The sequence below is a fragment of the Catellatospora methionotrophica genome (assembly GCF_011297335.1).
GTDB lineage: Bacteria > Actinomycetota > Actinomycetes > Mycobacteriales > Micromonosporaceae > Catellatospora > Catellatospora methionotrophica.
In genome coordinates, this window is record NZ_JAAOTJ010000005.1 from 192,230 (window position 1) to 217,822 (window position 25,593).

At 72.7% G+C, this 25,593-nt stretch carries 21 protein-coding genes; 8 read left to right on the forward strand and 13 right to left on the reverse strand.

The features are described from left to right. Positions 1–11: 11 nt before the first annotated feature. The 7 genes from cydD to deoC form a co-directional block, all read right to left on the reverse strand. Positions 12–1,664 (reverse strand): thiol reductant ABC exporter subunit CydD, encoded by a 1,653-nt coding sequence (gene cydD, locus HAV40_RS15370; RefSeq protein ID WP_409364985.1) that lies wholly within the window; start codon positions 1,662–1,664, stop codon positions 12–14. 27 nt (positions 1,665–1,691) lie between these two features. Next, a complete protein-coding gene (locus tag HAV40_RS39100) occupies positions 1,692–3,164 on the reverse strand; it encodes a SigE family RNA polymerase sigma factor (protein ID WP_203671560.1) in 1,473 nt (490 codons plus the stop codon). A gap of 65 nt (positions 3,165–3,229) precedes the next feature. Continuing rightward, entirely contained in the window at positions 3,230–4,270 is a 1,041-nt protein-coding gene (locus HAV40_RS15380) for an acyl-CoA dehydrogenase family protein (protein WP_166381997.1), read from the reverse strand. Between the two features lie 106 nt (positions 4,271–4,376). Then, entirely contained in the window at positions 4,377–5,492 is a 1,116-nt protein-coding gene (locus HAV40_RS15385; protein ID WP_166381675.1) for a hypothetical protein, read from the reverse strand. A gap of 97 nt (positions 5,493–5,589) precedes the next feature. After that, entirely contained in the window at positions 5,590–6,465 is an 876-nt protein-coding gene (locus HAV40_RS15390; protein ID WP_166381677.1) for an aldehyde dehydrogenase family protein, read from the reverse strand. After that, positions 6,455–7,885, reverse strand: a complete 1,431-nt coding sequence (locus HAV40_RS15395) for an aldehyde dehydrogenase family protein (RefSeq protein WP_166381679.1) — start codon at positions 7,883–7,885, stop codon at positions 6,455–6,457. The genes HAV40_RS15390 and HAV40_RS15395 overlap by 11 nt, the downstream gene beginning before the upstream one ends. 3 nt (positions 7,886–7,888) lie before the next feature. Further along, positions 7,889–8,836, reverse strand: a complete 948-nt coding sequence (gene deoC / locus HAV40_RS15400) for a deoxyribose-phosphate aldolase (protein WP_166381681.1) — start codon at positions 8,834–8,836, stop codon at positions 7,889–7,891. A 146-nt stretch (positions 8,837–8,982) separates the two neighbouring features. On the opposite strand from deoC, the gene HAV40_RS15405 reads away from it, so the two are divergent. Both HAV40_RS15405 and upp read left to right on the forward strand, forming a co-directional pair. Further along, a complete protein-coding gene (locus HAV40_RS15405) occupies positions 8,983–10,356 on the forward strand; it encodes a glycosyltransferase (protein ID WP_166381683.1) in 1,374 nt (457 codons plus the stop codon). Positions 10,357–10,365: 9 nt separating this feature from the next. Next, positions 10,366–10,998: a uracil phosphoribosyltransferase gene (gene upp, locus HAV40_RS15410; protein WP_166381685.1), complete on the forward strand. Its 633-nt coding sequence runs from the start codon at positions 10,366–10,368 to the stop codon at positions 10,996–10,998. 72 nt (positions 10,999–11,070) lie between these two features. Here upp and HAV40_RS15415 read toward each other — a convergent pair whose 3' ends face one another. After that, positions 11,071–11,802: a class I SAM-dependent methyltransferase gene (locus HAV40_RS15415; RefSeq protein ID WP_166381687.1), complete on the reverse strand. Its 732-nt coding sequence runs from the start codon at positions 11,800–11,802 to the stop codon at positions 11,071–11,073. A 105-nt stretch (positions 11,803–11,907) separates the two neighbouring features. On the opposite strand from HAV40_RS15415, the gene HAV40_RS15420 reads away from it, so the two are divergent. After that, the gene (locus HAV40_RS15420) at positions 11,908–13,737 is read left to right on the forward strand and encodes a hypothetical protein (RefSeq protein ID WP_166381689.1); all 1,830 of its coding nucleotides are present in this window, start codon (positions 11,908–11,910) and stop codon (positions 13,735–13,737) included. Between the two features lie 93 nt (positions 13,738–13,830). Here the strand turns inward: HAV40_RS15420 and HAV40_RS15425 are convergent, their stop codons facing one another. Further along, a complete protein-coding gene (locus HAV40_RS15425) occupies positions 13,831–15,501 on the reverse strand; it encodes a phospho-sugar mutase (protein ID WP_166381691.1) in 1,671 nt (556 codons plus the stop codon). Positions 15,502–15,546: 45 nt separating this feature from the next. Beyond that, positions 15,547–17,349: a serine/threonine-protein kinase gene (locus HAV40_RS15430; RefSeq protein WP_275413491.1), complete on the reverse strand. Its 1,803-nt coding sequence runs from the start codon at positions 17,347–17,349 to the stop codon at positions 15,547–15,549. Between the two features lie 267 nt (positions 17,350–17,616). Between HAV40_RS15430 and HAV40_RS15435 the strand changes: the two genes are divergently transcribed. Both HAV40_RS15435 and HAV40_RS15440 read left to right on the forward strand, forming a co-directional pair. Continuing rightward, on the forward strand, positions 17,617–19,182 hold the full coding sequence (locus tag HAV40_RS15435) for an acyl-CoA mutase large subunit family protein (protein ID WP_166381693.1): 1,566 nt from the start codon (positions 17,617–17,619) through the stop codon (positions 19,180–19,182). A 365-nt stretch (positions 19,183–19,547) separates the two neighbouring features. Continuing rightward, positions 19,548–20,810, forward strand: a complete 1,263-nt coding sequence (locus HAV40_RS15440; protein WP_203671558.1) for an amidohydrolase — start codon at positions 19,548–19,550, stop codon at positions 20,808–20,810. A gap of 132 nt (positions 20,811–20,942) precedes the next feature. Here the strand turns inward: HAV40_RS15440 and HAV40_RS15445 are convergent, their stop codons facing one another. Further along, positions 20,943–21,914, reverse strand: a complete 972-nt coding sequence (locus HAV40_RS15445; protein ID WP_166381695.1) for a DUF4349 domain-containing protein — start codon at positions 21,912–21,914, stop codon at positions 20,943–20,945. Between the two features lie 82 nt (positions 21,915–21,996). Here HAV40_RS15445 and HAV40_RS15450 point away from each other — a divergent pair, with 82 nt between their 5' ends. Next, a complete protein-coding gene (locus tag HAV40_RS15450; protein WP_166381697.1) occupies positions 21,997–22,635 on the forward strand; it encodes an MBL fold metallo-hydrolase in 639 nt (212 codons plus the stop codon). Here the strand turns inward: HAV40_RS15450 and HAV40_RS15455 are convergent. Beyond that, positions 22,632–23,201, reverse strand: a complete 570-nt coding sequence (locus HAV40_RS15455; protein ID WP_203671556.1) for a 3'-5' exonuclease family protein — start codon at positions 23,199–23,201, stop codon at positions 22,632–22,634. The two genes, HAV40_RS15450 and HAV40_RS15455, sit on opposite strands and share 4 nt — an antisense overlap. Before the next feature lie 147 nt (positions 23,202–23,348). Here HAV40_RS15455 and HAV40_RS15460 point away from each other — a divergent pair, with 147 nt between their 5' ends. Both HAV40_RS15460 and HAV40_RS15465 read left to right on the forward strand, forming a co-directional pair. After that, positions 23,349–24,086 (forward strand): SCO6745 family protein, encoded by a 738-nt coding sequence (locus HAV40_RS15460; protein ID WP_166382004.1) that lies wholly within the window; start codon positions 23,349–23,351, stop codon positions 24,084–24,086. Positions 24,087–24,176: 90 nt separating this feature from the next. Continuing rightward, entirely contained in the window at positions 24,177–25,106 is a 930-nt protein-coding gene (locus tag HAV40_RS15465) for a GNAT family N-acetyltransferase (protein ID WP_166381699.1), read from the forward strand. Here HAV40_RS15465 and HAV40_RS15470 read toward each other — a convergent pair. Beyond that, the gene (locus tag HAV40_RS15470; RefSeq protein WP_120318058.1) at positions 25,103–25,558 is read right to left on the reverse strand and encodes a gamma-glutamylcyclotransferase family protein; all 456 of its coding nucleotides are present in this window, start codon (positions 25,556–25,558) and stop codon (positions 25,103–25,105) included. The two genes, HAV40_RS15465 and HAV40_RS15470, sit on opposite strands and share 4 nt — an antisense overlap. Between the last annotated feature and the right edge of the window lie 35 nt (positions 25,559–25,593).

The window sequence follows — 25,593 nt, forward strand, 5'->3', positions numbered from 1 at the left end:
GCGTGGGGTGGTCATGCGGTCACCAGCTCGTGGAGGGTGCCGTGGTCGACGCGGACGGTGCGGGTGGCGGCGGTGAGCAGGGCGGGGCGGTGGGCGACGAGGAGGGCGGTGCGGCCCTCGACCAGGGACAGGGTCGATGAGACGACGGCCTGTTCGCTGGCGGCGTCGAGGCGGGCGGTCGGCTCGTCGAGCAGGAGCAGCGGGGCGTCGCGCAGGAAGGCGCGGGCCAGGGCGAGGCGCTGGCGCTCGCCGCTGGACAGGCCGTGGCCGCGTTCGCCGAGCACGGTGTCCAGCCCTTGCGGCAGCGCGTCGACCACCGGGCCGAGCGCGGCGGCGCGGGCCGCCTGCGTGATGCGTTCGCGGGAGGCGTCGGGGGTGCCCAGGGCGATGTTGGCGGCGAGGGTGTCGGCGAACAGGTGGGCCCGCTGCGGCACCCAGCCGAGCTGCCGCCGCCAGTCGTCGAGGTCGAGTTCGGCCAGGTCGGCGCCGTCCACCAGGACCCGGCCGGCGGTCGGCGCGGTGAAGCCGAGGAGCAGGTTGAGCAGGGTGCTCTTGCCGCCGCCGCTCGGGCCGACCAGCGCGATCCGGTCGCCGGGCCGGACGGTCAGGTCGACGCCGTGCAGCGCGGTGGTGCGCTCGTACGCCACGGTCACGCCCCGCAGCTCGATCACGCCGCCGCCGCGCGGCGCGGTGCGCGTACCCCCCGAGATCGTGCCGTCGGCGGCCGCCAGCAGGGTGAACGCCTGGTCCAGCGCGGTCAGGCCCTCCATGCTCGCGTGGAACTTCGTGCCTGCGGCACGCAGCGGGGCGTACGCCTCCGGGGTCAGCAGCAGCACCGTGAACGCGGCGGCCAGCGTCATCCCGCCGCCCAGCAGCCGCAGGCCCACCGGCACCGCCACCAGCGCGACCGAGATCGTGCCGACCAGCTCCAGCACCAGCGCGGACAGGAACGCGATGCGCAGCGTGCGCATGGTCGCCTCGCGGTGCCGGTCGGCCATCTCGCGGACGGCGGCGACCTGCGCGCGGGCCCGGCCGAACGCCTTCAGCGTGGGCAGGCCCGACAGCATGTCGAGGAAGTGGCCGCCGAGCAGGCGCAGCCGCCGCCACTGGCGCTCGGTGGCGACGCGGGTCTGCCAGCCGACCAGAATGCCGAAGATCGGGATGAGTGGCAGGGTGACCAGCACGATCACCGCCGAGGCCAGGTCGGCGAAGATCAGCGTCGCCAGCACTCCGACGGGCACCGTCACGCCCAGCACGAGCTGCGGCAGGTATCCGGTGAAGTAGCCGTCCAGCGCGTCCAGGCCACGCCCGGTGAGCGTGGCCAGCTCCCCGGCCCGCTGCCCGGCCAGCCAGCCCGGCCCCCGGCGGCCGACCGCGCCGAGCAGATCGGCCCGCAGGCTCGCCTTGACGGTGGCCGCCATCCGCGCCGCGACCACGCCCAGCCCGCTGGTCAGCGCCGCGCGGGCGGTCAGCGCGAGCAGGAACACGGTGATCGCGGGCGGGTCGAGGCGCAGCTCGACCGCTGCGGCCAGCGCTCGGGCGAGCGCGGACGCCGCGGTGACGACGGCGATGGCGACAGCCGACCCGAGCACCCCCAGCAGGACCACGTCACGCCGGGTGGACGGGACCTGCCGGAGCAGACGGGGATCGAACGGACGCGCCACGCTGTCCATCGTGCCCGATGACGTGGGTCACCGCCCCGCAGGCCCGGCCACCGTGATGCTCTCGGCGAACCGGATCAGGTCGGCCTCGCCCAGATCCGCCGCGCTCTGCATGATCAGCAGCACCCGCCGCTCGTCGAGCAGGACCGCCAGCTGGGTCGGCGCACCCCCGCCACCCCTGGTCAGCTGCGCGAACCGCCCGCCGACCATCAGCGAGGTGGTCGGCGGCACCAGGCTGGTGTCCGACCCGACATGGACGCAGACGCCCTCCGGGTCCTGGGGCCGCAACCGGGGCTCGCGACTCAGGCAGACGTGCCGCGAGTCGAGGCTGTTGACCTCGTACCCGCGCGGCATCAGCGCGTACGTGATCTGCGGCGTGGCCGTCATCCGGCCGACCTTCAGCTCGCGGGCGACCCGTTCGACCTCCGCCACGGTCAGCAGGCCGCCGAAGCTCTGCACGGTCACCCACCGGCCGTCACGTCGCCAGGTCAGGCCGACCTGGACCGCGCCGTTCTCGTCGGTGCCCGTACGCAGCGTCGCCGTGACCCCGGCGACCTGGGTGCTCTTCGTCTCAGCGGCCTCCCAGTCCCAGTCGTACGCGGTCTGCCCGACGTAGATCAGCAGCCTGCCCGGATCGCCGAGGCTCTCCACGCCGGTCATGTCCCGCGCGGCGACGACCTGCAGCGGCCCGGCATCCGCAGGGACGAATCCCAGCTGGTACGGGAACACCGGCAGCACCTCGGCAGCCGGGCGCGGCACCAGCGCCGAAGCAGCCGACGGCACGGCAGCGGCCGACGGCGTGGCGCTCGCCGACGGGGGCGCGCTCGCGGGCGGCGTCGGCGTCGGGGTGATCACGGGTGGCGGCTGCTGCCCGCGCCCGAACGGGGCCAGCGTGATCAGCGCGACGAGCACCAGCGCGGCGGTCGCGACCACCGCAGCCCTCCGGCGCAGCCGCACCGCACCCGCCCGGCGGCGCACCGCCTCCACGGGCACGCCGGCGAAGGTCCGCTCGTCGGCGGGCAGCGGCGTCGCGGAGCCGATCCGGTCCCGCAGGGCCGCCAGGCCGCGCGACGCGTGCACCCGCACCGTGGCGGGCGAGCAGTCCATCAGCTCGGCGACGCGCGCGTCGTCCAGGTCTTCGAAGAAGCGCAGCACCAGCACCGTGCGCTGGCGGCGGGGCAGCGTGCCCAGCAGCGCCCACAGCTCGTCGCGCACCGCGTGCCGCTGGGCGAAGTCGTCGGCGTCGGCGCGGTCCGGCGTGGTCTGCAGCGGGCGCTCCCGGTGCGACAACCGCCGCCACCAGGACGAGTGCGCCCACACCAGCGCCTTGCGCAGGTACGCGTCGGGGTTCTCCGCCTCGATGCGGTCCCAGCGGCGGTACGCCCTGGCCAGCACGTCCTGCACCAGGTCCTCGGCCAGGTGCCGGTCGCGGCAGAGCAGGTACGCGAAGCCGACCAGCGGCCCCGAACGGGCGCGGACGTAGTCGTCGAACTCCGGGTGCACGGGCGTCTCCTCAGCCGGGCGAGCGGGGGTCTCGCGGCTAAGACGCCACCGGACGGGCGCGTTGTTTACCGGCGCGCGGAGAAATCCTGCGGCCCCTGTGCGGGCATGGTGCGCAGGCGCGTCAGCAGGGCGTCGCGGATGGCCGGGCGGTTGCCGAACACCAGCAGGAACGCCGCCTCGCGGAGCAGGCGCTGGGCGTGGTTGTCCCGCAGCACCGCCCGCGCGCCGGTCTGCACCGTCAGCTGCGCGGTGGCCCGCAGCACCAGGTCGGTGGCGGCCGCGCGGGCGGCGGGCAGCGCGTCTGCGTCCGCGGCCAGCAGGGCGGCGCGGGTCGCGGCCAGCTCCGCGTCGAGCGGGCTCGGCCCGAGCAGGCGGCAGCACCGGTTCACGACCCCGAGCGCGAGGAAGCCGTTCAGCGCCGAGCCGCTCGTGTCCGATGACGACCATTGCGCGTACGGCCGCACGTCGGCGAGCCGGTCCGCGGGCACGAAATGGCCGTCGAAGCGTACGTCGACGGTCCGGCTCGCCTGCACCGCGACCAGCTCCAGCGGCGTGGTGACCAGGGTCGGCGCGTCGGCGGCGTCGACGAACAGGAAGTGCACGTCGTCGTGGGCGTCACGGGCGGCGGTGTACATCGTGTCGATCATGTTCCAGCCGGTGACCCACGGCACGGCCCCGTCGAGCAGGTAACCGCCGTCGACGGCGCGCACCCGCATCGGCGCGGTGGGGCTGCGCAGCCCGGCCAGCGCGATCCCGGCCCGGCGTACGCCCAGGGTCAGGGGTCGCAGCCAGGTCTCGCGGATGCCGGGCCGCTCGCTGACGGCCGCGGCCAGCACCGGGCCGTGGTGCTGGAGCCAGACGAACGCGGTGCTCAGGCAGCCGCTCGCCAGGCTCTCCAGCAGCGCCGCGAGCAGCGGGAGGTCGCGGCCGAGGACGCCGGGCTCCGGTGGCGCGGCGACGCCGTAGAAGCCCTCGGCGGCGAGCAGATCGAGCTGGGCCGGCGGCACCCGGTCGGCCGCGTCCACCGCGAGCGCGGCCGGGAAGAGGACGTCGTCGGCGATCTGCCGCGCCAGCGCCCGCATCCGGCTCGCCTCTGCCGCCTCCATCACCGACCCAGGATCGCAGAGCGCCGGCCGCTGGGAACAGATCTTGCGGACTTCGTGCTACCGGAGCGACCCGGAGTGCACAGAATCCGGAAGCGTTCGTGCGCCGTCACCGGGTGCGGGGGTGGATCTCGCCGGCCGGGTCGGGTTCGGCGAGCAGGCCGCCCTGTACGCCGATGAAGTGGTAGCTGACCTGGCGCAGCGGCCACAGCACCCAGGGGCGCTCGTCCTCGGCGATCGGGTGGCCGTCGGCGTGCCCGGCGGTGCCGATCAGCACCCACTCCCGCGTGGTCGACATCACGGTGATCGCGCCACCGGTGACGCCGACCGGGGCCAGCCCGCGGGGCAGGCCGTCACGCACCTCGTCGGCGGTCTCGTCGTCGGCGTACAGCACGGCGCGGAAGGTCGCGACCGCGTCACTGTCGTCGGTGGTGTACACCGCGCGCACGGTCAGGTAGCAGTTGCGCAGGTTGAGCAGCTTGTCGTCGGGCAGCACGCCGTCGCAGCCGCGCTGTTCGGCGACGGCTGTCCGGACGAGGCGGTCGCCGTTCATGGACAGTTCGTCGGGGAAGACGTCGGCGGCGCGTACCCAGGTGGGGTCGCTCTTGCTGATCGCGACCGGAAGCGCGGCGATCATCAGCGCCACCGCGCCGAACGTCGCGACAGTGTTGTAGTGGCGGTCGACCGCCGGAACCGCCTTGCCGACGTACACCAGGACCAGCAGGAACAGTAGCGCCGCGCCGGCCCCGCCGAACGCCCACATGATGCCGTCGCCCGCCGCCTCGCTGCCCGGCCCCTTGACCAGGTCCGACAGGTCGCGCTCGCGGCCCGGCAGGAAGGTGAAGGCGATCAGGACGACCACGGCGCTCGCGATGCCCAGCGCGACCCGCCCGCGCTTGGCCAGCCGTGGCCACAACACGGCCGTCAGCAGCAGCATCGCGGCCGGGGTGGCGATGATCAGCCACCCGGCGACGGTCATGCCCGCGACGGAGCAGGCCGACAGGTCACAGGCGAGGCCCAGCAGGGTGGCGCGGACGTACCCGCCGAGGCGGACGTAGGCGATGACCGCGCCGAAGAAGCCGAGGACGGCCAGCAGACTCCACAGGCACCCGAGGCGTGAGCCGCCGCCCGGCGTCTTCTTCGCGGCCTTGCGGTCGGCGTTGCGCCCGGCTTTGCGGTCCGCCTTGCCGACGTACTCGATCGGGCCGGAGGTGGAGCTGCTCATGGTCGGCCACCCTAGCGAAGCCGCGCACGCCCGCACCCGGTGACAAGGAGGGGCACCTTCCACACCGCACGGCGATGGGAAGGCGCCCTTCCTTCGATCACAGGCCCTTGGGGTGCCAGACCGTCTTGGTTTCGAGGTACGCGGTCATCGGGGCGAGGCCGGGGTCGGCGGTCCAGTCCAGACCGGCGGCCGGGCGGCGGACCCGCTTGAGGGTCTCCGCGGCGGCCTGCTCCAGCTCCAGGGCCAGCTTGGTGTCGGCCACGCCGGTCAGGTCGAGGCCGTTGACGTCGCTGTGCGAGGCCAGCCACGGGGCGACCTCGGCGGCCGAGCCGGTGAGGATGTTGACCACGCCGCCGGGCACGTCGGAGGTGGCCAGCACCTCGGCCAGGGTGATCGCGACGCGCGGGGCGTCGGTGATCACGATGACCGTGTTGCCGGTGGCCATCGCCGGGGCGATGACGCTGACCAGGCCGAGCAGGGTCGGCTGGGACGGAGCGACGACCGCGACCACGCCGCTGGGCTCGGGTGAGGAGATGTTGAAGTACGGCCCGGCGACCGGGTTGGCCCCGCCGACGACCTGCGCGAGCTTGTCGGTCCAGCCCGCGTACCAGACGAGCCGGTCGATGGCCTCGTCCACCTCGGACGCGGGCACCTCCAGCGCGGTGAACTCGTCGCGGCGGCCCTCCAGCATCTCGGCGACCCGGTAGATGACCTGCCCCTTGTTGTACGCCGTAGCGCCGGACCACTTGCCGAACGCGGCCCGCGCGGCGAGCACGGCGTCGCGGGCGTCCTTGCGGGAGGCCTGGGCGGCGTTGGCCACGAACTGCCCCTTGCTGTCGGCGACGACGTAGGTGCGGCCCGACTCGCTGCGCGGGAACGCACCACCGATGAAGAGCTTGTACGTCTTGCGTACGGCCAGCCGCGGCGCGGTGGCGACGGCGGAGTCCGCGGACTCCTTCTTCTTAGCCGGCAAGGTAGGCCTCCAGCCCGTGGCGGCCGCCCTCGCGGCCGTAACCCGATTCCTTGTAACCGCCGAACGGCGAGGTCGGGTCGAACTTGTTGAACGTGTTCGCCCAGACGACACCGGCCCGGAGCTGGTCGGCGACGGCGAGGATGCGTGAGCCCTTCTCGCTCCAGATCCCGGCCGACAGCCCGTACGGCGTGTTGTTGGCCTTCTCGATCGCCTCGCCGGGGGTGCGGAAGGTCAGCACCGACAGCACCGGCCCGAAGATCTCCTCGCGGGCGATGCGGTGCGCCTGGGAGACGCCGGTGAAGATGGTCGGCGCGAACCAGAAGCCGCGCTCGGGCAGCTCGCACGCGGGCGACCAGCGCTCCGCGCCCTCGGCGGAGCCGATCTCGGCCAGCGCCTTGATCCGGGACAGCTGCTCGGCGGAGTTGATCGCGCCGACGTCGGTGTTCTTGTCCAGCGGGTCGCCGACGCGCAGGGTGGCCATGCGCCGCTTGAGCGACTCCAGGAGCTGGTCGGCGACGGACTCCTGGACCAGCAGCCGGGAGCCCGCGCAGCAGACGTGGCCCTGGTTGAAGAAGATGCCGTTGACGATGCCCTCGACGGCCTGGTCGATCGCGGCGTCGTCGAACACGATGTTCGCCGCCTTGCCGCCCAGCTCCAGGGTCACCTTCTTGTTCGTGCCCGCCACCGCGCGCGCGATGATCCGGCCCACCTCGGTCGAGCCGGTGAAGGCGACCTTGTCCACGTCGGGGTGGTTGACCAGCGCCGCGCCGGTCTCGCCCGCGCCGGTGACGATGTTGACCACGCCCGGCGGCAGGTCGGCCTGCTGGCAGATCTCGGCGAACAGCAGGGCGGTCAGCGGGGTCGTCTCGGCGGGCTTGAGCACCACCGTGTTACCTGCGGCCAGCGCCGGGGCGATCTTCCACGCGAGCATCAGCAGCGGGAAGTTCCACGGGATGACCTGCCCGGCCACGCCCAGCGGGCGCGGGTCCGCGCCGAACCCCGCGTACGGCAGCTTGTCGGCCCAGCCCGCGTAGTAGAAGAAGTGCGCCGCGGCCAGCGGCACGTCCACGTCGCGGGACTCCTTGATCGGCTTGCCGTTGTTCAGCGACTCCAGCACGGCCAGCTCGCGGCTGCGCTCGGCGATGATCCGCGCGATCCGGAACAGGTACTTGGCCCGCTCGCGGCCAGGCATCGAGCCCCAGACGTCGGTGTAGGCGCGACGCGCTGCCTTGACGGCCCGGTCGACGTCGGCGGTGGAGGCCTCGGCGATCTCGGCGAGCACCTCCTCGGAGGCGGGGGAGATGGTCTTGAAGCTGCCCGCGCCGTCGGTGAACTCGCCGTCGATGAACAGCCCGTACGACGGCTGCAGCTTCACGATCGAGCGCGACTCCGGCGCTGGCGCATACTCAAAAGCGCTCATGTTTTAGTCCAGGGTGAAGTAGTCGGGGCCGCTGTAGTGGCCGGTGGCGAGCTTGGTGCGCTGCATCAGCAGGTCGTTGAGCAGCGTGGACGCGCCGAACCGGAACCAGTCGGGGTCGAGCCAGCCGTCGCCGGCGATCTCGTTGACCATGACCAGGTACTTGATGGCGTCCTTGGTGGTGCGGATGCCGCCCGCGGGCTTCACGCCGACCTTGCGGCCGGTGGTGTCGAGGAAGTCGCGCACCGCCTCCAGCATGATCAGCGTGACGGGCAGGGTGGCCGCGGGGGCGACCTTGCCGGTGGAGGTCTTGATGAAGTCGCCGCCCGCCAGCATGGCCAGCCAGGACGCGCGCCGCACGTTGTCGTAGGTGACCAGCTCGCCGGTCTCCAGGATGACCTTCAGGTGGGCCTTGCCGCAGGCCTCCTTGATCGCCGTGATCTCCTCGAAGACCTCCAGGTAGCGGCCGGACAGGAACGCGCCCCGGCTGATCACCATGTCGATCTCGTCGGCGCCCGCGGCGACGGCGGCCCGGGTGTCGTCGAGCTTCACCTTCAGCGGGGCCTGCCCCGACGGGAAGGCGGTCGCGACGCTGGCCAGGTGGATGCCCGAGCCGCGCAGGGCCTCGGCGGCGGTCGGCACCATCGACGGGTACACGCAGATCGCGGCCACCGACGGGCAGGCAGGGTCGCCGGGGTCGGGCTGGCGGGCCTTGGCGCACAGCGCCCGGACCTTGCCGGGGGTGTCGGAACCCTCCAGCGTGGTCAGGTCCACCATCCGGATGGCGAGGTCGATCGCCCACGCCTTCGCGGTCGTCTTGATCGAGCGGGTGCCCAGTCCGGCGGCGCGCGCGTCCGCGCCGACCCGGTCGACGCCGGGCAGGCCGTGCAGGAAGGTCCGCAGCGCCGCGTCAGAGCGCGTGACCTCGGACAACGGTGAGATGGTGGCCGTCATGCCGCGAAGTCTACGCGGTCTCATGAATATCGATCTTGTCCACGTCGTGGGATCGGCAGATGGGTGGCCGCCGTCACCACATCCGGCCGACATGCCGCGTTCACGCCGCATCAATGCTGGTCACCGACGGTCTTGGGGTGCGCATCATGCACTTCACCGACACGTACCTGCCGCGCCGCGACGGAGTCGTCACGTCGCTGCGAACGCTGCGCGCGGCCCAGGCCGCCGCCGGACACGACGTGCACTGCGTCGTGCCGGCCCACGGGGACCAGCAGGACGAACCCGGCCTGCTCCGGGTGCCCGCGCTGGCCTGCGGCGTCGCCGACCTGCGGCTGGCCCGCTGGGCGCTCTGTGCCCGGGGGACCCGCGAGCAGCTGGTCGCCGACCTCGCCGCGTACCGGCCCGAGGTGGTCCACGTGCACACGCCCGGCCCCGCGGGGCTGCTCGGCGTGCTGCTGGCCGCCCGGCTCGGGGTGCCGCTGGTGCAGACGTACCACACCGACCTGCACGCCTATGCCGAGGCGTATCGGGTGCCCGGCTGGGCGCTGCGGCTGCTGCTGCGCCTGTACGCGGGACGGCTCGGGGTGCCCGCCGCCCTGCGCGGTGATCGGGCCGCCGTGCTCGGCGAGGGCAATCGGCTGCTGCTCGGCGAGGCCCGCGCGGTGGTGGTGCCGACCCGCGCGGTGCTCGACCGGGTCGCACTGCCGGTGCCCGAGCGGCGGATGGCGCTGGTCCCGACCGGCGTCGCCGAGCGCCCGGCGTCCCGGGCCGAGGCCGGGGCGTTCCGGGCCGGGCACGGCATCGGGCCGAAGGACCCGGTCGTGCTGTTCGTCGGCCGGGTCAACCGGGAGAAGGGCGTCGACCTGCTGGTCCCGGCGTTCGCGCGGGTGCTGGCAGCGTCGCCGAAGGCCCGGCTGGTGCTGGTCGGGGCGGTCTACGAGCGCCGCTGGCTGGCCCGGCTGCTGCGCGCGGCCGGTCCCGGTGTCGCCGACCGGGTGGTGCTGACGGGGCAGCAGCCCCCGCACGTGGTGGCCGCGGCGTACGCGGCGGCGGACGTGTTCGCCTTCCCGTCGCGTACCGACACGCAGGCCCTGGTGCTGCAGGAGGCCGCGCTCGCCGGGCTGCCCGCGGTGCTGGCCGACCCGTCGCTGCACCGCTACGGCATCCTCGACGGCAACGCGTCGCTGGCCGAGCCCGATCCGGCGGCCTTCGGGGCGGCGATCCTGCACCTGCTCACCGACCGCCGGGCCGCCCGCCGCCTCGGCGCGGCCGCGCGGGCCTGCGCCGCCGCCCACACCCCGCAGCGGTACGCCGAGGCCATGCACGCGATCTACACCGCCGCGCACACCGCGCCGACCCCGGAATGTCCCGCCGAGGTGCCGGACGCGCTGGTCGAGGCCGTGCACGCCGTCGACGAGCTGGTCCGAGCCAGGCTGCACGAGGTGGAACGGGAGGTCTACACCACGGTCCCGGGGCGTTCGACACCGGTTGGCACGACGCGGGCGGCTACGGGCGGGTAGTTTCACGTCGTGGACGTACTCGTCGTTGATCACCCGTTGGCCCAGGCCCGCCTCACCGCCATGCGCGACTCCCGCACCGACTCGGCCAGTTTCCGGGCCGCGCTGCACGAGCTCACGACCATGCTGGCGTACGAGGCCACCCGCACCTTCAAAGCCGACACGTTCCCGGTCGAGACCCCGGTCGCGACCGCCGTGGGCACCCGCCTGGCGAACCCGCCGCTGCTGGTGCCGGTGCTGCGCGCCGGGCTCGGCATGGCCGACGCCGCGCTGAGCCTGCTGCCGGAGTCCTCGATGGGCTTCGTGGGCCTGGCCCGCGACGAGCACACCTTCGAGCCCCGGGCCTACATGGAGTCGCTGCCCGGCGACCTCACCGGCAAGCCGGTCCTGGTCCTGGACCCGATGCTGGCCACCGGCGGATCGCTCGAACACTGCTGCCGCCTGCTCGCCGACCGCGGCTGCACCGACATCGTGGTGCTCTGCGTCCTGGCCGCCCCGGCGGGCATCGACCGCCTCCGCAACTCCGGCCTGCCCCTCCGCCTCGTCACCGCCGCCATCGACGACCACCTGAACGACAGCATGTTCATCGTCCCCGGCCTCGGCGACGCCGGCGACCGCCAGTTCGGCGGCATGCCCCGCTTCTGACCGCTCGCTCACCCGGGCCGGTCATGACCTTGCGGCAGCGTCCTCAAGTTCATGATCGACCCGGGCGGGTGCTCAGGCCGGGCGGCGCAGGACGGCCAGCACGGACTGGCCGAACGGGGGGCGCAGGCGGGACTCCAGGCGGCGGGTGACGGGGGTCACCAGGGAGTCGTAGACGCGCATCATGACGCCGCCCTTGGGGGACATGCCCAGCAGGCGCGCGGTGATGAAGTAGCAGATGAAGCCGAGGGAGTTGACGTACTCCATGCGCTCGACGGTCAGGCCTGCCGCGAGCGCGACGTCGGTCAGGGTGCGCCGGGTGTAGCGGCGCCAGTGGCCCGTGGCGACGTCGACCTTGCTCATGGCGATCGGGAACGCGGGCACGACCAGGACCATCGGCGCGCCGGGCTGGATGAGCCGGGCCATGCTGCGCAGCGCCGCGATGTCGTCCTCGATGTGTTCCAGGACGTTGTAGCTGACCAGGGCGGTGTGGTCGCCGCTGGAGTCCGTGGGCAGCAGCATCTCGCGGGCCTCGACCTTGGGTTCGTCGGCGAAGCGCTGCTTGAGGAGGACGAGCCGCTCGGGGTCGGCCTCGGTGGCCGTGAAGCGGTCCACGGAGGGCAGCCACTCCAGCAGGTAGTCGCCGAGCCCGCTGCCGATCTCGATCGGGTGCGCGCCGAGGTAGGGGGTCGCCATGCCCGCGAACCAGGTGCGGTGGTTCACCGCCTCGGCCAGGCTCTCCAGCACCGCGGCCTGGATCTTCTGGTCCCCGGTGAGGAGGCTCGGCTCCGTGGCGTACGTCGTCATCGACTGCATCCGTCCGATAGCTGCAACGTGAACAGGATTCCTATTTGTCCCTAGCGTTCAGGGCTAATCCGGACAGATTACCTAAATGCCGTACATTCGACGCTCGTGAAGACCGAAATTCAGGAGTGGCACCGGGCGCGACCCACCCCCGCCGATCGGACCCGCCGGTCCAGAACCCGCGTCGACCAGCAACGACGCGTCAGCGTGCACGTGGCGGTGGGCGCCGGGTTCGTGATCGCGGCGCTGCTCGTGACATCCGGGCTGTGGAAGGACGGGTCGCGCGCGCTGCTCTCGGCGAACATCCCTGACCAGGTCTTCTTCCAGTTCGTACTGCGCCACGCGCTCGACGTGCTGACCGGCGACGCCGCGCCGCTGTTCACCACGCGGATGAACGCCCCGCACGGGGTCAACCTGATGGCGAACACGGTGGTCCTCGGCCTGGGCATCCCGCTCGCGCCGATCACCGCGATCTGGGGCCCGCAGATCAGCCTCGCGGTGCTGCTGGTGCTGGGCCTGGCCGGCACCGCCGCCGCCTGGTACTGGTTTCTGCGCAGGCACGTCACCACCTCGGTGGCGGCCGCCGCGGCCGGGGCGGCACTGTGCGGCTTCGGCCCCGGCATGATCAGCCAGGCGAACGGGCACCCCAACTGGACCGCCCAGTTCCTGGTGCCGTTCCTGGTGCACCGGGCGCTGAAGATGGGCGAGCCCGGCCGGTGGCTGCGCAACGGCGTGCTGCTCGGGCTGCTGGTGACCCTGCAGGCGTTCGTCAACGAGGAGGTGCTGCTCTACACGGCGCTGGCCTGCGCGGTCTTCCTCGCGGCGTACGCCGTGGTGACGTGGCCCGCGCAGCGGGCGGCGATCAGCCCCGTGCTGGCCACGGCCGGGGTCGCGGGGCTGGTCGGGGGAGCGCTGCTGGCCTACCCGCTGTGGTCGCAGTTCTTCGGCCCGCAGAGTTTCCGCGGCCTGCCGCCCGGCGCGTCCGCGTACGGGGCGGACCTGGCCAGTTTCGGCGCGTTCCCGCGGCTGTCGCTGGGCGGCAACGTCGACGCGGTGCGGCTGCTCGCGCCCAACGCCGCCGAGGAGAACACGTTCCTCGGCTGGCCGCTGCTGGCCGTGCTGGCGCTGGCCGTCGCGGGCTGGCTGTGGCAGCGGGCGCTGGTCCGGGCGCTGCTGGTGACGGGCGTGGTGTTCGCGGGCTTCGCGACGGGCAAGCAGGTGTTCGCGGGCGGCGAGCGCACCGCGCTGCCCGGCCTGTGGCGGCCGCTGGGGCACCTGCCGCTGCTGGAGTCGGTGGTGCCGGTCCGGTTCGGGCTGGTGCTGCTGCCGGTCGCCGGTGCACTGCTGGCGCTGGCGATCGAGGCGGTGGGGCGGCTGCCGCGCCGGGGGGTGGGCGAGCTGCCGGTGCGGCGGTTGGCGTACGCCCTGGTGGGGCTGTCTCTGGTGCCGCTGGTGCCGCTGCCGCTGCTGACCCACCGGGGGATGCCGGTGCCGCGCTTCATCACCGAGGGGACCTGGCGGGCGTACGTGCCCGCCGGGAGCACCCTGGTCACGGTGCCGGTGACCAGTAGCAGCCACAGCGACGGCATGCACTGGTCGGCCCAGTCCGGAGCGGACTTCGCGATCCCGGGCGGTTACTTCATCGGACCGGGGCGTCTGCCGGGGACCGCGACGTTCGGGCCGCCGCCACGGCCGACCGATCTGCTGCTGGCGGCGGTCGCCGAGGGCGCGAAGCCGCCGCGGGTCAACGCCCGGATGCGCGACGGCCTCATCGCCGACCTGCGGTTCTGGCGGGCGGGCGCACTGGTGTTGTCCGATCGCGAGCCACGTGCCGACGTGCTGCGCAAGTTCGTGAACGACCTGGTGGACGACGACGGCGTGCGTACCGGCGGGGTCACGGTCTGGGACGCCGCCCCGCTGGTGACACCGACTACCTGACATCCGCCCTGCTCAGCAGCGGTGCGATGTTAGGAAGGGCACCTTCTTGACAACAAGCGTCAAGAAGGTGCCCTTCCTTCTGCCGGTGGCGTGTTACGGGCTGACGGACCAGATGCCGAGAGCGGCGGCGACCTCCGTGCGCAGGGCGCGGATGGTGGCGGCGGCACGCTCGCGCGAGGCGGCGACGTCGCCCTCGGCGACCGGCTCGACCACTTCGAGGTACGCCTTGAGCTTGGGCTCGGTCCCCGACGGCCGGACCACCACGCGGGCGGTGTCGGTGCGCAGGATGATCACGTCGGCGGCCTCGTCGGCGGGGCGGTCGAGCAGGTCCTCGGTGGACGTGACCGGATCGTCGAGCAGCGAGGTCGGCAGCTTGGCGCGCAGGTGGGACATCATGCGGCCGATCTCGTCGAGGTCGTCGACGCGCACCGCGAGCTGGTCGGTGACGTAAAGGCCGAACTCGGCGGCCAGTTCGTCCAGCCGGTCCGACAGCGTGCGCAGCTCGGCCTTCAGCCCGGCCGCCAGTTCGGCGACGAGCAGCGCCGCGGTGATGCCGTCCTTGTCGCGGGCCATCCACGGGGACACGCAGATGCCCAGCGCCTCCTCGTAGCCGTAGGCGAGGTCGGGCGCGGCGCGGGCGAGCCACTTGAACCCGGTGAGCGTCTCGGCGTACCCGACGCCGCGCTTGGCGGCCATCGCGCGCAGCATCGACGACGACACGATCGTGGTCGCGTACGTGCCGGTGCGGCCCAGCCGCATCAGGTGGTCGGCGAGCAGCACGCCCACCTCGTCGCCGCGCAGCGTGCGCCAGCCGTTGCCGTCGACCGGCACCGCGACGGCGCAGCGGTCGGCGTCGGGGTCGTTGGCGATGACGATGTCGGCGCGGCGCTCGGCGGCCAGCGCGAGGACCAGGTCCATCGCGCCCGGCTCCTCCGGGTTGGGGAAGGCGACCGTCGGGAACGCGCCGTCCGGCTCGGCCTGCTGCGGCACGATCGCGGGCAGCGCGAACCCGGCGCGCAGGAACGCGTCGCCGAGGACCTTGCCGCCGACGCCGTGCAGCGGCGTGTACGCCACCGCCAGGTCCTTGGGCTGGTCGTCCTGCACCACGGCGGCCGCCGCGGTCAGGTACGAGTCCAGGATGTCCTCGCCGAGCACGGTGCCCGGGTGCCCGAGCGGCACCTCCGACAGCAGCTTGACGGCGCGGATCTCCGCCTCGATCTCCTGGTCGGCCGGGGGCACGATCTGCGCGCCCGCGCCGAGCGGGCCGCCGAGGTGCTCGCCCAGGTAGACCTTGTAGCCGTTGTCCTGCGGCGGGTTGTGCGAGGCGGTCACCATCACCCCCGCGACGGCGTCCATCGCGCGCACCGCGTACGCCAGCACCGGCGTGGGCAGTGGTCGCGGCAGCAGCGCGGCGCGCATCCCGGAGCCGGTCGCGACCCGGGCGGTCTCCAGCGCGAACTCGTGCGAGCCCCGGCGCGCGTCGTAGCCGATGACCAGCAGCCCGCCGGGTTCGTGCGTGGTGAGCCAGTTGACCAGGCCCGCGGCGGCCTGGCGCACCACGGCCAGGTTCATCCCGTTGGGGCCGGCCCGCAGCGGCCCGCGCAGGCCGGCGGTGCCGAACGTGAGCGGTCCGCTGAACCGGTCGGCGAGCTCCGCCGCACTGCTCGGCAGGGCGTCCAGCAGCTGCTGGAGCTCGGTGCGCGAGTCGGGGTCGGGGTCCTGGGCGATCCAGTGGCGTACGCGATCGGCAAGGTTGTCGGTCATCGCTGTTTCATAACACGCGAACCGGCGCTTCGCGCTGCGAACCCCTCAGGCCGGGTTGATGGCGAACGACCCGACCGCCTGGTCGAAGACCCCCTTGTCCTGGGCGAACGAGTCCTCCCAGGTCGACAGGTAGATGTGGAACGCGGTGCCGCCCTCGACCCCGATGCGCCAGATCGCGTGCCGCGCGTTCTTGTTCGGCGGGGTGCACTGGTACTCCAGCTGCGCCGCGGTCTCCAGCGTGCCGAGCTTCTGGTCGCTGAGGTCGATCCGCTGGTAGGTGTCCTTCTGGCAGCGGTCGACCTTCTTGAAGTTCTTCTCCGCGCCTTCCAGCTCCCGCGTCGGGTTGCCGCCGGACTTGTAGACGTTGATGCGCAGCCAGCGTTCCTTGTCGTTCGGGTCGCGGTAGTCGACGTAGCTGCCCGACTTGGCCGGGACCCAGCCCTTGGGGACCAGCACCGTGACGTTCTTGAAGGTCACCTGCTCCATGCCCTCGGGCACCTGGGTGGAGGCGGACGAGGCGACGGGGGCGCTCGGCGTCGCCCCGGGCTGTGCGGCGGGGCTGTTCGCGTCGTCGCCGCCCATGACGGCCCAGGCCACACCGGTGACCACGAGCACGCCGACCAGGCCCAGGCCGACGGCCAGGCGCATCTTCTTCGGCAGCGCCTTGACCTGCCCGACCACGCCGTCCAGCGCGGACGGCCCGGCGGGCTTGGCGGGCTTCGGGGCGACCGTCTGCAGCGCGCCGGTCGGGGCGGGGAACGCGCCGGTCGGCAGGTCCACCGGGTCCGGCGCGCTGGGCCGGTTCCGGCCGCCCGTGCGCGAGGACGGCATCTCGCCGGTGTGCAGCAGGGCGCGGCCGCCGATCTCCTTGGCGGGGCGCTCGGGCTGGGGCGCGGCGGGGGTGACCCACACGGTGGTCGCGGGCTGCGGCGCGACGACCGCCCACGGGTCGGTGACGTGCTGCGGCACGGCGTTCTGCGCCAGCACCCCGGCCAGCAGCTCACGCAGCGTGGCGCGGGCGGTCGGCACGTCCCAGCGGCGGTCGGGGTCCTTCTCCATGAGGCCGTACAGCACCTCGCGCAGCGGACCGCAGCGCTGCGGCGGGACGGGCTCCTCCTCGACCACGGCATGCATGGTGGCCAGCGGGTCGCCCTTGTCGAACGGCGGCCGCCCCTCCACGGCGGTGTACATGGTCACGCCGAGGGAGAACAGGTCGCTGGGAGGGCCGAAGCGGTGGCCGAGGGCGCGCTCGGGGGAGATGAAGTGCGGTGAGCCCAGCACCATGCCCGGGGTGGTCAGCTGCACGTCGGTCGGCAGCTTGGCCACGCCGAAGTCGGTCAGCACGCAGCGGCCGTCCTTGGTGATCAGGACGTTGGCCGGTTTCACGTCGCGGTGCAGCACGCCCGCGGCGTGCGCCACCTCCAGCGCGCCCAGCAGCGCGATGCCGATCTTGGCGACCGCGCGGGGGGCCAGCGGGCCGTCCTCGATCACCATGTCGGCCAGGCCGCGGGCGTCGAGCAGCTCCATCACGATCCAGGGCCGGCCGCCCTCGGTGACCACGTCGAAGACCTGGACCACGCTCGGGTGCGACAGGCCGGCGGCGGCGCGGGCCTCGCGCAGCGTGCGCTCGTACATCGAGGCGGCGTCGCTGGCGGCCAGGCCGGGAGGCAGCACGACCTCCTTGACGGCGACCTCGCGGCGCAGCACGGTGTCGGCGGCGCGCCAGACCGTGCCCATGCCGCCGTGGCCGATGGCGGTGCGGAGTGAATAGCGTCCGCCGATGACGGTGCCCGGAGCCGCGCGGCCTGAAGAGGGATTGCCGCTCCAGGTGGATGCATGGGTGGTCACTGCTTAAGCCGCCAAAGGAGAGGGGACGATGGCAACGAACGTGGGGAGCCCCTGGCGGCCGGATCAGGGAGGCCGCCGGGACGAGCCATGTTCGCGGGGAATGGGTCACTCGACCCCTATCCTGTACGACGCGCCGCCGCAGGGAAAGCCGTGGGCGGGTTCTGAGGCCGAATTTCACTGTTCCGTCCGCTTGCCATCACCCTGGGTGTACGTGATGTGCGTTATCCCTCACCCCGGACCACGGCCGGGACGCCTAACATCCCCGGTATGAACGAGCGTTCAACACGGCGTAGCGAGTCCGGCTTCCCGATCGAGCCCGTCTACGGCCCGGCCGACGGCGAACAGCCTGGTCATTACCCCTACACCCGGGGTGTCTACCCGACCATGTACACCTCGCGCCCGTGGACCATGCGCCAGTACGCCGGGTTCGGCACGGCCGTGGAGTCGAACGCTCGCTACCACCAGCTGCTCGACGCGGGCACCATGGGCCTGTCCGTCGCGTTCGACCTGCCCACCCAGATGGGGTACGACTCCGACGAGCCGATCGCGCACGGCGAGGTGGGCAAGGTCGGTGTCGCCATCGACTCCATCGAGGACATGCGGCTGTTGTTCAAGGACATCCCGCTGGACCGGGTGTCCACCTCGATGACGATCAACGCGCCGGGCAGCGTGCTGCTGCTGCTCTACCAGCTCGTCGCCGAGGAGCAGGGGGTGCCGGGCGACAAGCTCAACGGCACCATCCAGAACGACATCCTCAAGGAGTACATCGCGCGCGGGACGTACATCTTCCCGCCCAAGCCGTCGCTGCGCCTGGTGGCCGACACGTTCGCCTACTGCCGCACCGAGATTCCCAAGTGGAACACCATCTCGATCTCCGGCTACCACATGGCGGAGGCGGGCGCGACGCCCGTGCAGGAGATCGCGTTCACGCTGGCCGACGGCATCGAGTACGTGCGCGCCGCGGTCGCCGCAGGCTTGGACGTGGACGCGTTCGCCCCGCGCCTGTCGTTCTTCTTCGTGGCCCGCACCACGCTGCTGGAGGAGGTCGCGAAGTTCCGCGCGGCCCGCCGCATCTGGGCGCGGGTGATGCGCGAGGACTTCGGGGCCAAGGACCCGAAGTCGTGGATGCTGCGCTTCCACACCCAGACGGCGGGCGTGCAGCTCACCGCCCAGCAGCCCGAGGTGAACCTGGTCCGGGTCGCCGCGCAGGCGCTCGGGGCGATCCTGGGCGGCACCCAGTCGCTGCACACCAACTCCTACGACGAGGCCATCGCGCTGCCCACCGAGAAGGCCGCCCGGCTGGCCCTGCGCACCCAGCAGGTGCTCGCGTACGAGACCGACCTGACCGCCACGGTGGACCCGTTCGCGGGCTCGTACGTGGTCGAGGCGATGACCGACGAGATCGAGGCCGAGGCGGTGGCGCTGATCGAGCGCGTCTTCGAGCACGGCTCCGCGGTCGGCGCGATCGAGGCGGGCTTCCAGAAGCGCGAGATCGAGTCCTCGGCGTACCGCACCGCGCTGGAGGTCGACTCGGGCGAACGCGTCGTGGTGGGCCTGAACAGGTTCACCATCGACGTCGAGGAGCCCTACGAGCCGCTGCGGGTCAATCCGGCCATCGAGGCCGAGCAGGCCGCCCGGCTGGCGAAACTGCGCGCCGAGCGCGACAGCGACGCGGTCGGCGCGGCACTGGACAAGTTGCGCGCCGCCGCACAGGGCACCGAGAACGTGCTCTACCCGATGCGCGAGGCGCTGCGCCTGCGGGCGACCGTCGGCGAGGTCTGCCACGCCCTGCGCGGCGTCTGGGGCGTCTACGCCCCCCGCGAGACCTTCTGACCCGAAAGCCTCACCTCACCCCGGCGGGCGACCCCCGCCGGGGTGGTTCTGTCTGACCACAGGTGCCTGACCGGCTCGTCCGTGCGGTCCTCCTTGCGGGGCAACGGAATCGCGCGCACCGCGAGTGCGACGGAAATATAGGCGGTGATGTCAGTCTCGCGTGTTGCGTGACCCGGCACGTCGTCACCCGTTGTAGGAGGTGAGGACACTTGCCATCGAGGGTCCTGCACGCTCGCTAAGGCCCCGACCTGCTCGGATGTGACTCTGAGCGACCCAACTACTACAAAGAAGCAGTTGCGCAGAGTCACCGGTGCAGGGCTAGGCTGGACGCTGTTTATCCCATCGACCGAGATCGAGAATCTGCCGTGACGAGTGCGCTGGCGCTGCCCAAGAGCAGCTTGCTGACGTCGTCCATGGTGTCCGAGATCATGTCGGACACCGACCCACTACCCGGCCAGCTGGACCGCTGGCTCACCGCGCACGGCGCGAACCTGGTAGCGGTACGGCGTCACCTTCATGCGCACCCGGAACTCTCGCATCAGGAGTTCGAGACCGCCGCACTGGTCGCCCGCGAGCTCGCGGCCGTCGGCCTGCAGCCGAAGTTCCTGCCCCGGGGCAACGGCGTCATGTGCGACATCGGGTCCGGTGACCGGGTCATCGCGCTGCGGGCCGACCTCGACGCGCTGCCGCTGCCCGACACCAAGGACGTCACCTACCGCTCCACGGTCACCAACGCGGCCCACGCCTGCGGCCACGACGTGCACACCACGGTGCTGCTCGGCGTCGGCCAGGCGCTGGCCCAGTTGGAGCAGCAGGACGGCATCGGCGGCCGGGTGCGATTGATCTTCCAGCCCGCCGAGGAGTCGATCAACTCGGGCGCGCCTGAGATGATCTCCGCGGGCGCGCTGAAGGACGTCGCGGCGATCTACGCCCTGCACTGCGCCCCGCAGCTGCCCGTCGGCATCGTCGGCGTGCGCTCCGGCGCGATCACCGCCGCCTGCGACGCGGTCGAGGTCAAGCTGAGCGGCAAGGGCGGCCACACCGCCCGACCCCACCTGACCGCCGACCTCGTGTACGCGCTGGGCCGGGTGGTGACCGAGGTGCCCGCGCTGCTCGGCCGCCGGGTCGACCCCCGGGCCGGGCTGTCCATGGTCTTCGGCTCGATCCACGCCGGGGAGGCGTCCAACGCCATCCCGAACGAGGGCAGCGCCCGGGGCACCATCCGGGTGCTCAACCGCGACGCCTGGCGCGAGGCGCCCGACCTGGTCACTCAGCTGATCAAGGACGTGGTGGCCGGCACCGGTGCGAAGGCCGACGTGAACTACACCCGCGGCGTGCCGCCGGTGATCAACGACCGGATGGCGTCGGCGGTCATCGCGGGCGCGGCCGGTGCGGCGCTGGGCGCGGAACGTGTCGTCGAGGCCGAGATCAGCATGGGCGGCGAGGACTTCGCGTTCTACCTGGAGCACGTGCCCGGCGCGATGATCCGCCTCGGCACCGGCATCCCCGGCGCGGCCCCGCTGGACATCCACCAGTCCGCCTTCGACGTCGACGAGCGTGCCATCGGCTTCGGCGTACGCACCATGGTCCACACGGCCCTGGCCGCCCTCGCCTCTCCCTCCTTCTGACCCCACCGCCCCGCGCGGCCCGCCCCGTCTTACATAGGCGCTGGCCTATCATATCGAGTTCGATCTACAAAAACTCGACGTGATAGGCCAGCGTCTATGTAAGGGCGAGGGCGCGGATACGCCGTCGGGCGGTCAGTCCTCGTCGGGAGACGCCGGAGGGGTGGCAGGAGTCGCGGGGACCGTGGCGGGCACGGGGGCCGCAGGTGCCGGGCGGCGTCGGCGGCGCAGGGCGACCACCAGGGCGACCGGGATCGCGAGGGCGATCAGGAACGGCATCAGGAAGCCGAGCACGGCCAGGGCGACCTGCACCGTGGCCACGAACGCGTCCCAGCCGGCCTCCAGGCCGCCCAGGAAGCCCGGTGCGGGCTCCTTCTCCGGCTCGGGCACCACCGTGTTCGGGCCGACCAGGGTCACCGTGATGGTGGACAGCGAGACCAGGTCGTCCAGGCCCGCCTTCTTGCGCTCCAGCGAGGCCAGCTCGGCCTGCCGCTGGTTCAGCTCACGCTCCAGCAGCACCACCTCGCTGAGCTGCTTGGCCTGCGTGAACATCCGGCGCACCGACTCCACGCTGGCGCGCTGGGCGGCGATCCGGGTGTCCAGGTCGACGACGGCCTCGGTGACGTCCTCGGTGTTCGAGCTGCGGTTGAGCTCGGTGCCCAGCTTCGCGATCTGCTCCACCACGCTGTGGAACTGCTTCGCGGGCACCCGTACGGTGATCCACGCCTGCGACTCGGAGCTGTCGTTGACGCGCTTCTCCGCGCCGATGTGCCCGCCGGCGGTGGTGACCAGCGCGGTCAGCTGGTCGGCGGACTTGACGACGTCGTCGACGCGTACGGACAGCTCGCCGCGGTAAATCAGGGACCGGCCGACGACCGGCCCGCCCGTGGCGGTCACCCCGTCGGGGGCGGGCGCCTGCGGAGCGCCTGCCTTCTCCCCGTTCGCGCCGGAGTCGCCCTGATAGCTCAGGTCGCCGATGCCCGGCTTGGGGGCGCTGGCGGGCGAGCTGCTGTCGTTCGACGACGTCGCGCACCCCGCCAGCAACAGCAGACCGCTCAGTGTCGCTACTACGAACGTCTTCTTCATGCCTTTCCGGACGTCACTCATGACCCCTCAGGTTCCGGCAGACTGGTCACGGAAGGACGACAGTCGGGACACGGTCCGGACAGAGACGGAAAGGCGACCACCGATGCGGGTGACCAAGTTCGCGCACTCCTGCCTGCGTATCGAGCACGACGACGCCGTCGTGGTGATCGACCCCGGGGCGTGGAGCGAGTCGGAGCGCGCCCTCGACGGCGCGGACGCGGTGCTGCTCACCCACGAGCACGCCGACCACGTGGACGCCGACCGGCTCGCCGACGCGCTGGCCAAGCGGTCCTCGATCCAGATCTACGCCCACCCGGACGTGGTGGACAAGTTCTCCGCGCAGTGGGGCGGCGCGGCGGTCCCGGTCACCGCCGGGCACGCGTTCACCGCGGCCAACCTGCTGGTACGCGCGTACGGCGGGCTGCACGCCGTGATCCATCCGGACATCCCCCGGGTGGCGAACCTGGGCTTCCTGATCAACGAGTCGCTGTACCACCCGGGGGACTCCTTCGACGTGCCCGAGGGTGCGAGCGTGCAGACGCTGTTCGTGCCAGTCTCCGCGCCCTGGCTGAAGATCTCCGAGGCGATCGACTTCGTCCGGGCGGTCGCGCCCCAGCGGGCGTACGCGCTGCACGACAGCCTGCTCTCGGACAACGGCCTCAGCCTGACCGACGCCCTGATGACGGCCCGCTCCGGCACCGAGTACGCCCGGCTCGCCCCGGGGGCCGCCGTCGACGTCTAGGGCTGCCAGGACATCAGGTTCGCGAACAGGTCGGCCTGCTCGAGCGCGTCGTCGAGGGCGTGGTGGGTGTGCCGCCGCTCGGACATCAGGTGCCGGGGCATCGCCCGCTTGGTCGCCCCGCCGAACGGCACCCCCGCCTTGATCGCGTACGCCGTCTTCACGTCGAGGCAGCCGGAGTGCCCGAACACGCTCGCCCCCGTGAACCGGATCAGGTACCAGTACACGAACATCCAGTCGAAGCTCGCCGGGTACGCCACGAACACCGGGCGGTGCTCGCCCGCGGTCTGGGTCACCCACCGGCTGAACTCGCGCATCGCCACCTCCGGGTGGGTGCCCTCCCTGGCCAGCGCCTCGCGGTCCAGCCCCGACACCGCCAACGCGGCCGGCATGAACTCGTCGCTGATCGGCCGCAGCTCCCGGTAGAACGTCGCCGCGGCCGGGTCGGTCCGTGCGAACGACTCGCCCCTGGTCCCGGCGACCGCCGCGCCGAAGCTCAGCATCGAGTACGGGCCCGGGATCGGGCCGTCGGCTTCGACGTCGACGGAGAAGTACATGTCCGCGCGCACCGCGCACCACGCTTTCGACGAGGGTAAATGCAACGCGGCCAGCCTAGAGGGGGCCCGGTCCACGTCGCACCCGCTTTCCGGGGGGCTGACCCGGCGCGTCCGGCGCGGCACAATCCACATGTGACACCCCCTTTGACGGCGACGCCGATGCAGACCGCGGCGATGGCGGCCGATGCGGTGAACCGGCTCGGCGGCGCGTTCCTGGAATGCCCCCGGACCCTGCGCCGCGCCCGCGAACTCGGCCTGACCGGCTGGGCCTGCTACGTCGCCGGGCGGGGCGGTGCGCTGGGCGACGTACGCCCGGACACCGTCGCGGCGGCGCTGGGCCTGATCACGCCCGAGGCGGTGCGCGACGGCTGGGACGCGGCCCGGCGCGCGCTGTCGCCCCGCGAGGTCGCCGCGCACCTGCTGGCCGAATGCTGCCGCTGGGGCAGCGAGCACCTCGACGACGCGCCCAAGGTCGACCGCCTGGTCGAGCTGACCGAGAAGGCGGTGCTCGCCGCCGACGGCGCGGGCCTGCCGCTGTTCGCCGCCTGGCGGGCGATGCCGGTGCCGGACGACGGGCCGGGGGCGCGCGCCGCCGTGGCGCTGCACCTGCTGCGCGAACATCGGGCCGGCGCGCTGCTGCTCGGGGTGCGGTCCAGTGGCCTGAGCCCGGTGGAGGCGCTGATCGCGGGGCCGGAGGGGGAGGCGGCGGCGGTCGCGTTCGGCTGGCAGCCGCCGTACCCGCCGGTGGCTCCGCTGCTGCGCCGCCGCGCCTGGGCGGACGCGGTCGCCGACCGCATCAGCGGCCAGGCCGTCCAGAACTTCACCCCCGCCGAACGCGGCGAACTCGTCACCCTCCTCAAGGACACCACCCGCACCGTCTTCCCCCGCCGCCGCTGACCTGCTCTCGATCGCGGGGCTCGCGGACGTCGCCGAGCGGCCGGGGTTAATCCGGTGGTGGACGGTGGGGCGGGTGGTGAGGATGGCGGGGTGACTGATGACGAACTTCCCGAGGGCTGGTCTCACCGGCCGACGACAGGCGCGGACGCCGACGAACTGCTGGCGCTCGTGAACGCCAGCGTCCTGGCCGCGGCCGGTTTCGCCGACTTCACCGCGCAGGAGGTGGCCGAAGGGCTCGCGGGGCCGTGCAGCATGGTCGCGGTGACCGCCGACGGCACGATCGCGGGCTGGGGCTACCTGGACAACCCCGGTAACGGTCCGGACGATTTCGTGGAGGTGTACGCGCATCCCGAGGGCGGCCGGCCCGCGCTGCACCCGCTGCTGGCCCGGATGCTGGCCGAGACGGCCCGCCGAGCCCGTGAGCGGGGTGGCGAGGGGACAGTCCAGGCCGGGGCGATACCGGTCGAGCTGCCCTGGATCGAGGCGCTGACCGCGGCGGGCTTCACGTTCGTCAAGCAGCATGCCCGTATGCAGATCGACCTGCCCGTACCGCCGACCGGCGCCGTGCCCGGGGTGACGGTGCGCCCGGTGCGCGAGGACGAACTGCCGGAGTTCTTCGCGGTGTACGACGCGGCGTTCCGGGACACCCCCGACTACCAGCCGACAGGCTACGACCGATGGCGGGAGCGCTTCGTGGACGGCCACCAGGTCCGGCTGGACGAGTGGTTCGTCGCCGAGGCGGACGGGGCTGTGGCGGGCGTTCTGCAGTCCTCGGAGCAGAACGCCGACAGCGGCGAGGGTTGGGTGAAGCACCTGGCGGTGCGCGCCGAGTTCCGCAAGCGCGGCGTCGGTCGCGCACTGCTGGCCGCCGCGTTCGCGCGTTACCTGGCCAACGGCCGGGTGTCGGCGGGTCTCGGTGTCGACCTGGCGAACCCGACCGAGGCCATCCGGCTGTACACCGGGGTCGGCATGCGGGCGGCCTACCAGGCCAACATCTACGAGCGACCGGCCCTGGACTAGGGCCGGACGGTGCGGGTGGGGCGGGCGCGCAGCGCGGCGACGTAGTCGTCGGGCGCGCCCGCCTTCTCCGCCGCGTTCGCTATCTCCGACAGGTACCAGGCGGTCGGCAGGCCGCCCTCGTAGCCGTGGAAGACGTAGACGTAGGCCAGCGCGCTGCCGTCGAGGGTCGCGACCCGCAACTGCAGCTTGGTGTAGGTGCCCGCGTTGGCACCCTCGACCTCGTCGAGCGCCGCCTCGTCCCACGGGTGCACGTCGTAGAGCGCCACGAAGATCCGGTCTCCGGGCGACTCGACGATCGTGGTGACCGCGCCTTCCCAGCCGACCTCGTCCTCGCCGGCGAAGGTCAGCCGCCAGTCTTCGAGCCAGCCGGTCCCGACCATGGGCGAGTGCGGACAGTAGGCCCGCATGCGGGCAGGGTCCAGGTTCGAGCCATACGCTGCGTAATGACGCACGGCGATGACGATAGCCGCCCGGACCGCTCGCTGAG

Coding starts and splice junctions, on each gene's coding strand:
- HAV40_RS15380 (WP_166381997.1), bottom strand. CDS start 4,270: ATGGAGGCGGCAGAGGCGAGCCGGATGCGGGCGCTGGCGCGGCAGATC.
- HAV40_RS15385 (WP_166381675.1), bottom strand. CDS start 5,492: ATGAGCAGCTCCACCTCCGGCCCGATCGAGTACGTCGGCAAGGCGGAC.
- HAV40_RS15395 (WP_166381679.1), bottom strand. CDS start 7,885: ATGAGCGCTTTTGAGTATGCGCCAGCGCCGGAGTCGCGCTCGATCGTG.
- deoC (WP_166381681.1), bottom strand. CDS start 8,836: ATGACGGCCACCATCTCACCGTTGTCCGAGGTCACGCGCTCTGACGCG.
- HAV40_RS15405 (WP_166381683.1), top strand. CDS start 8,983: ATGCACTTCACCGACACGTACCTGCCGCGCCGCGACGGAGTCGTCACG.
- HAV40_RS15415 (WP_166381687.1), bottom strand. CDS start 11,802: ATGACGACGTACGCCACGGAGCCGAGCCTCCTCACCGGGGACCAGAAG.
- HAV40_RS15425 (WP_166381691.1), bottom strand. CDS start 15,501: ATGACCGACAACCTTGCCGATCGCGTACGCCACTGGATCGCCCAGGAC.
- HAV40_RS15435 (WP_166381693.1), top strand. CDS start 17,617: ATGAACGAGCGTTCAACACGGCGTAGCGAGTCCGGCTTCCCGATCGAG.
- HAV40_RS15445 (WP_166381695.1), bottom strand. CDS start 21,914: ATGAGTGACGTCCGGAAAGGCATGAAGAAGACGTTCGTAGTAGCGACA.
- HAV40_RS15450 (WP_166381697.1), top strand. CDS start 21,997: ATGCGGGTGACCAAGTTCGCGCACTCCTGCCTGCGTATCGAGCACGAC.
- HAV40_RS15460 (WP_166382004.1), top strand. CDS start 23,349: ATGCAGACCGCGGCGATGGCGGCCGATGCGGTGAACCGGCTCGGCGGC.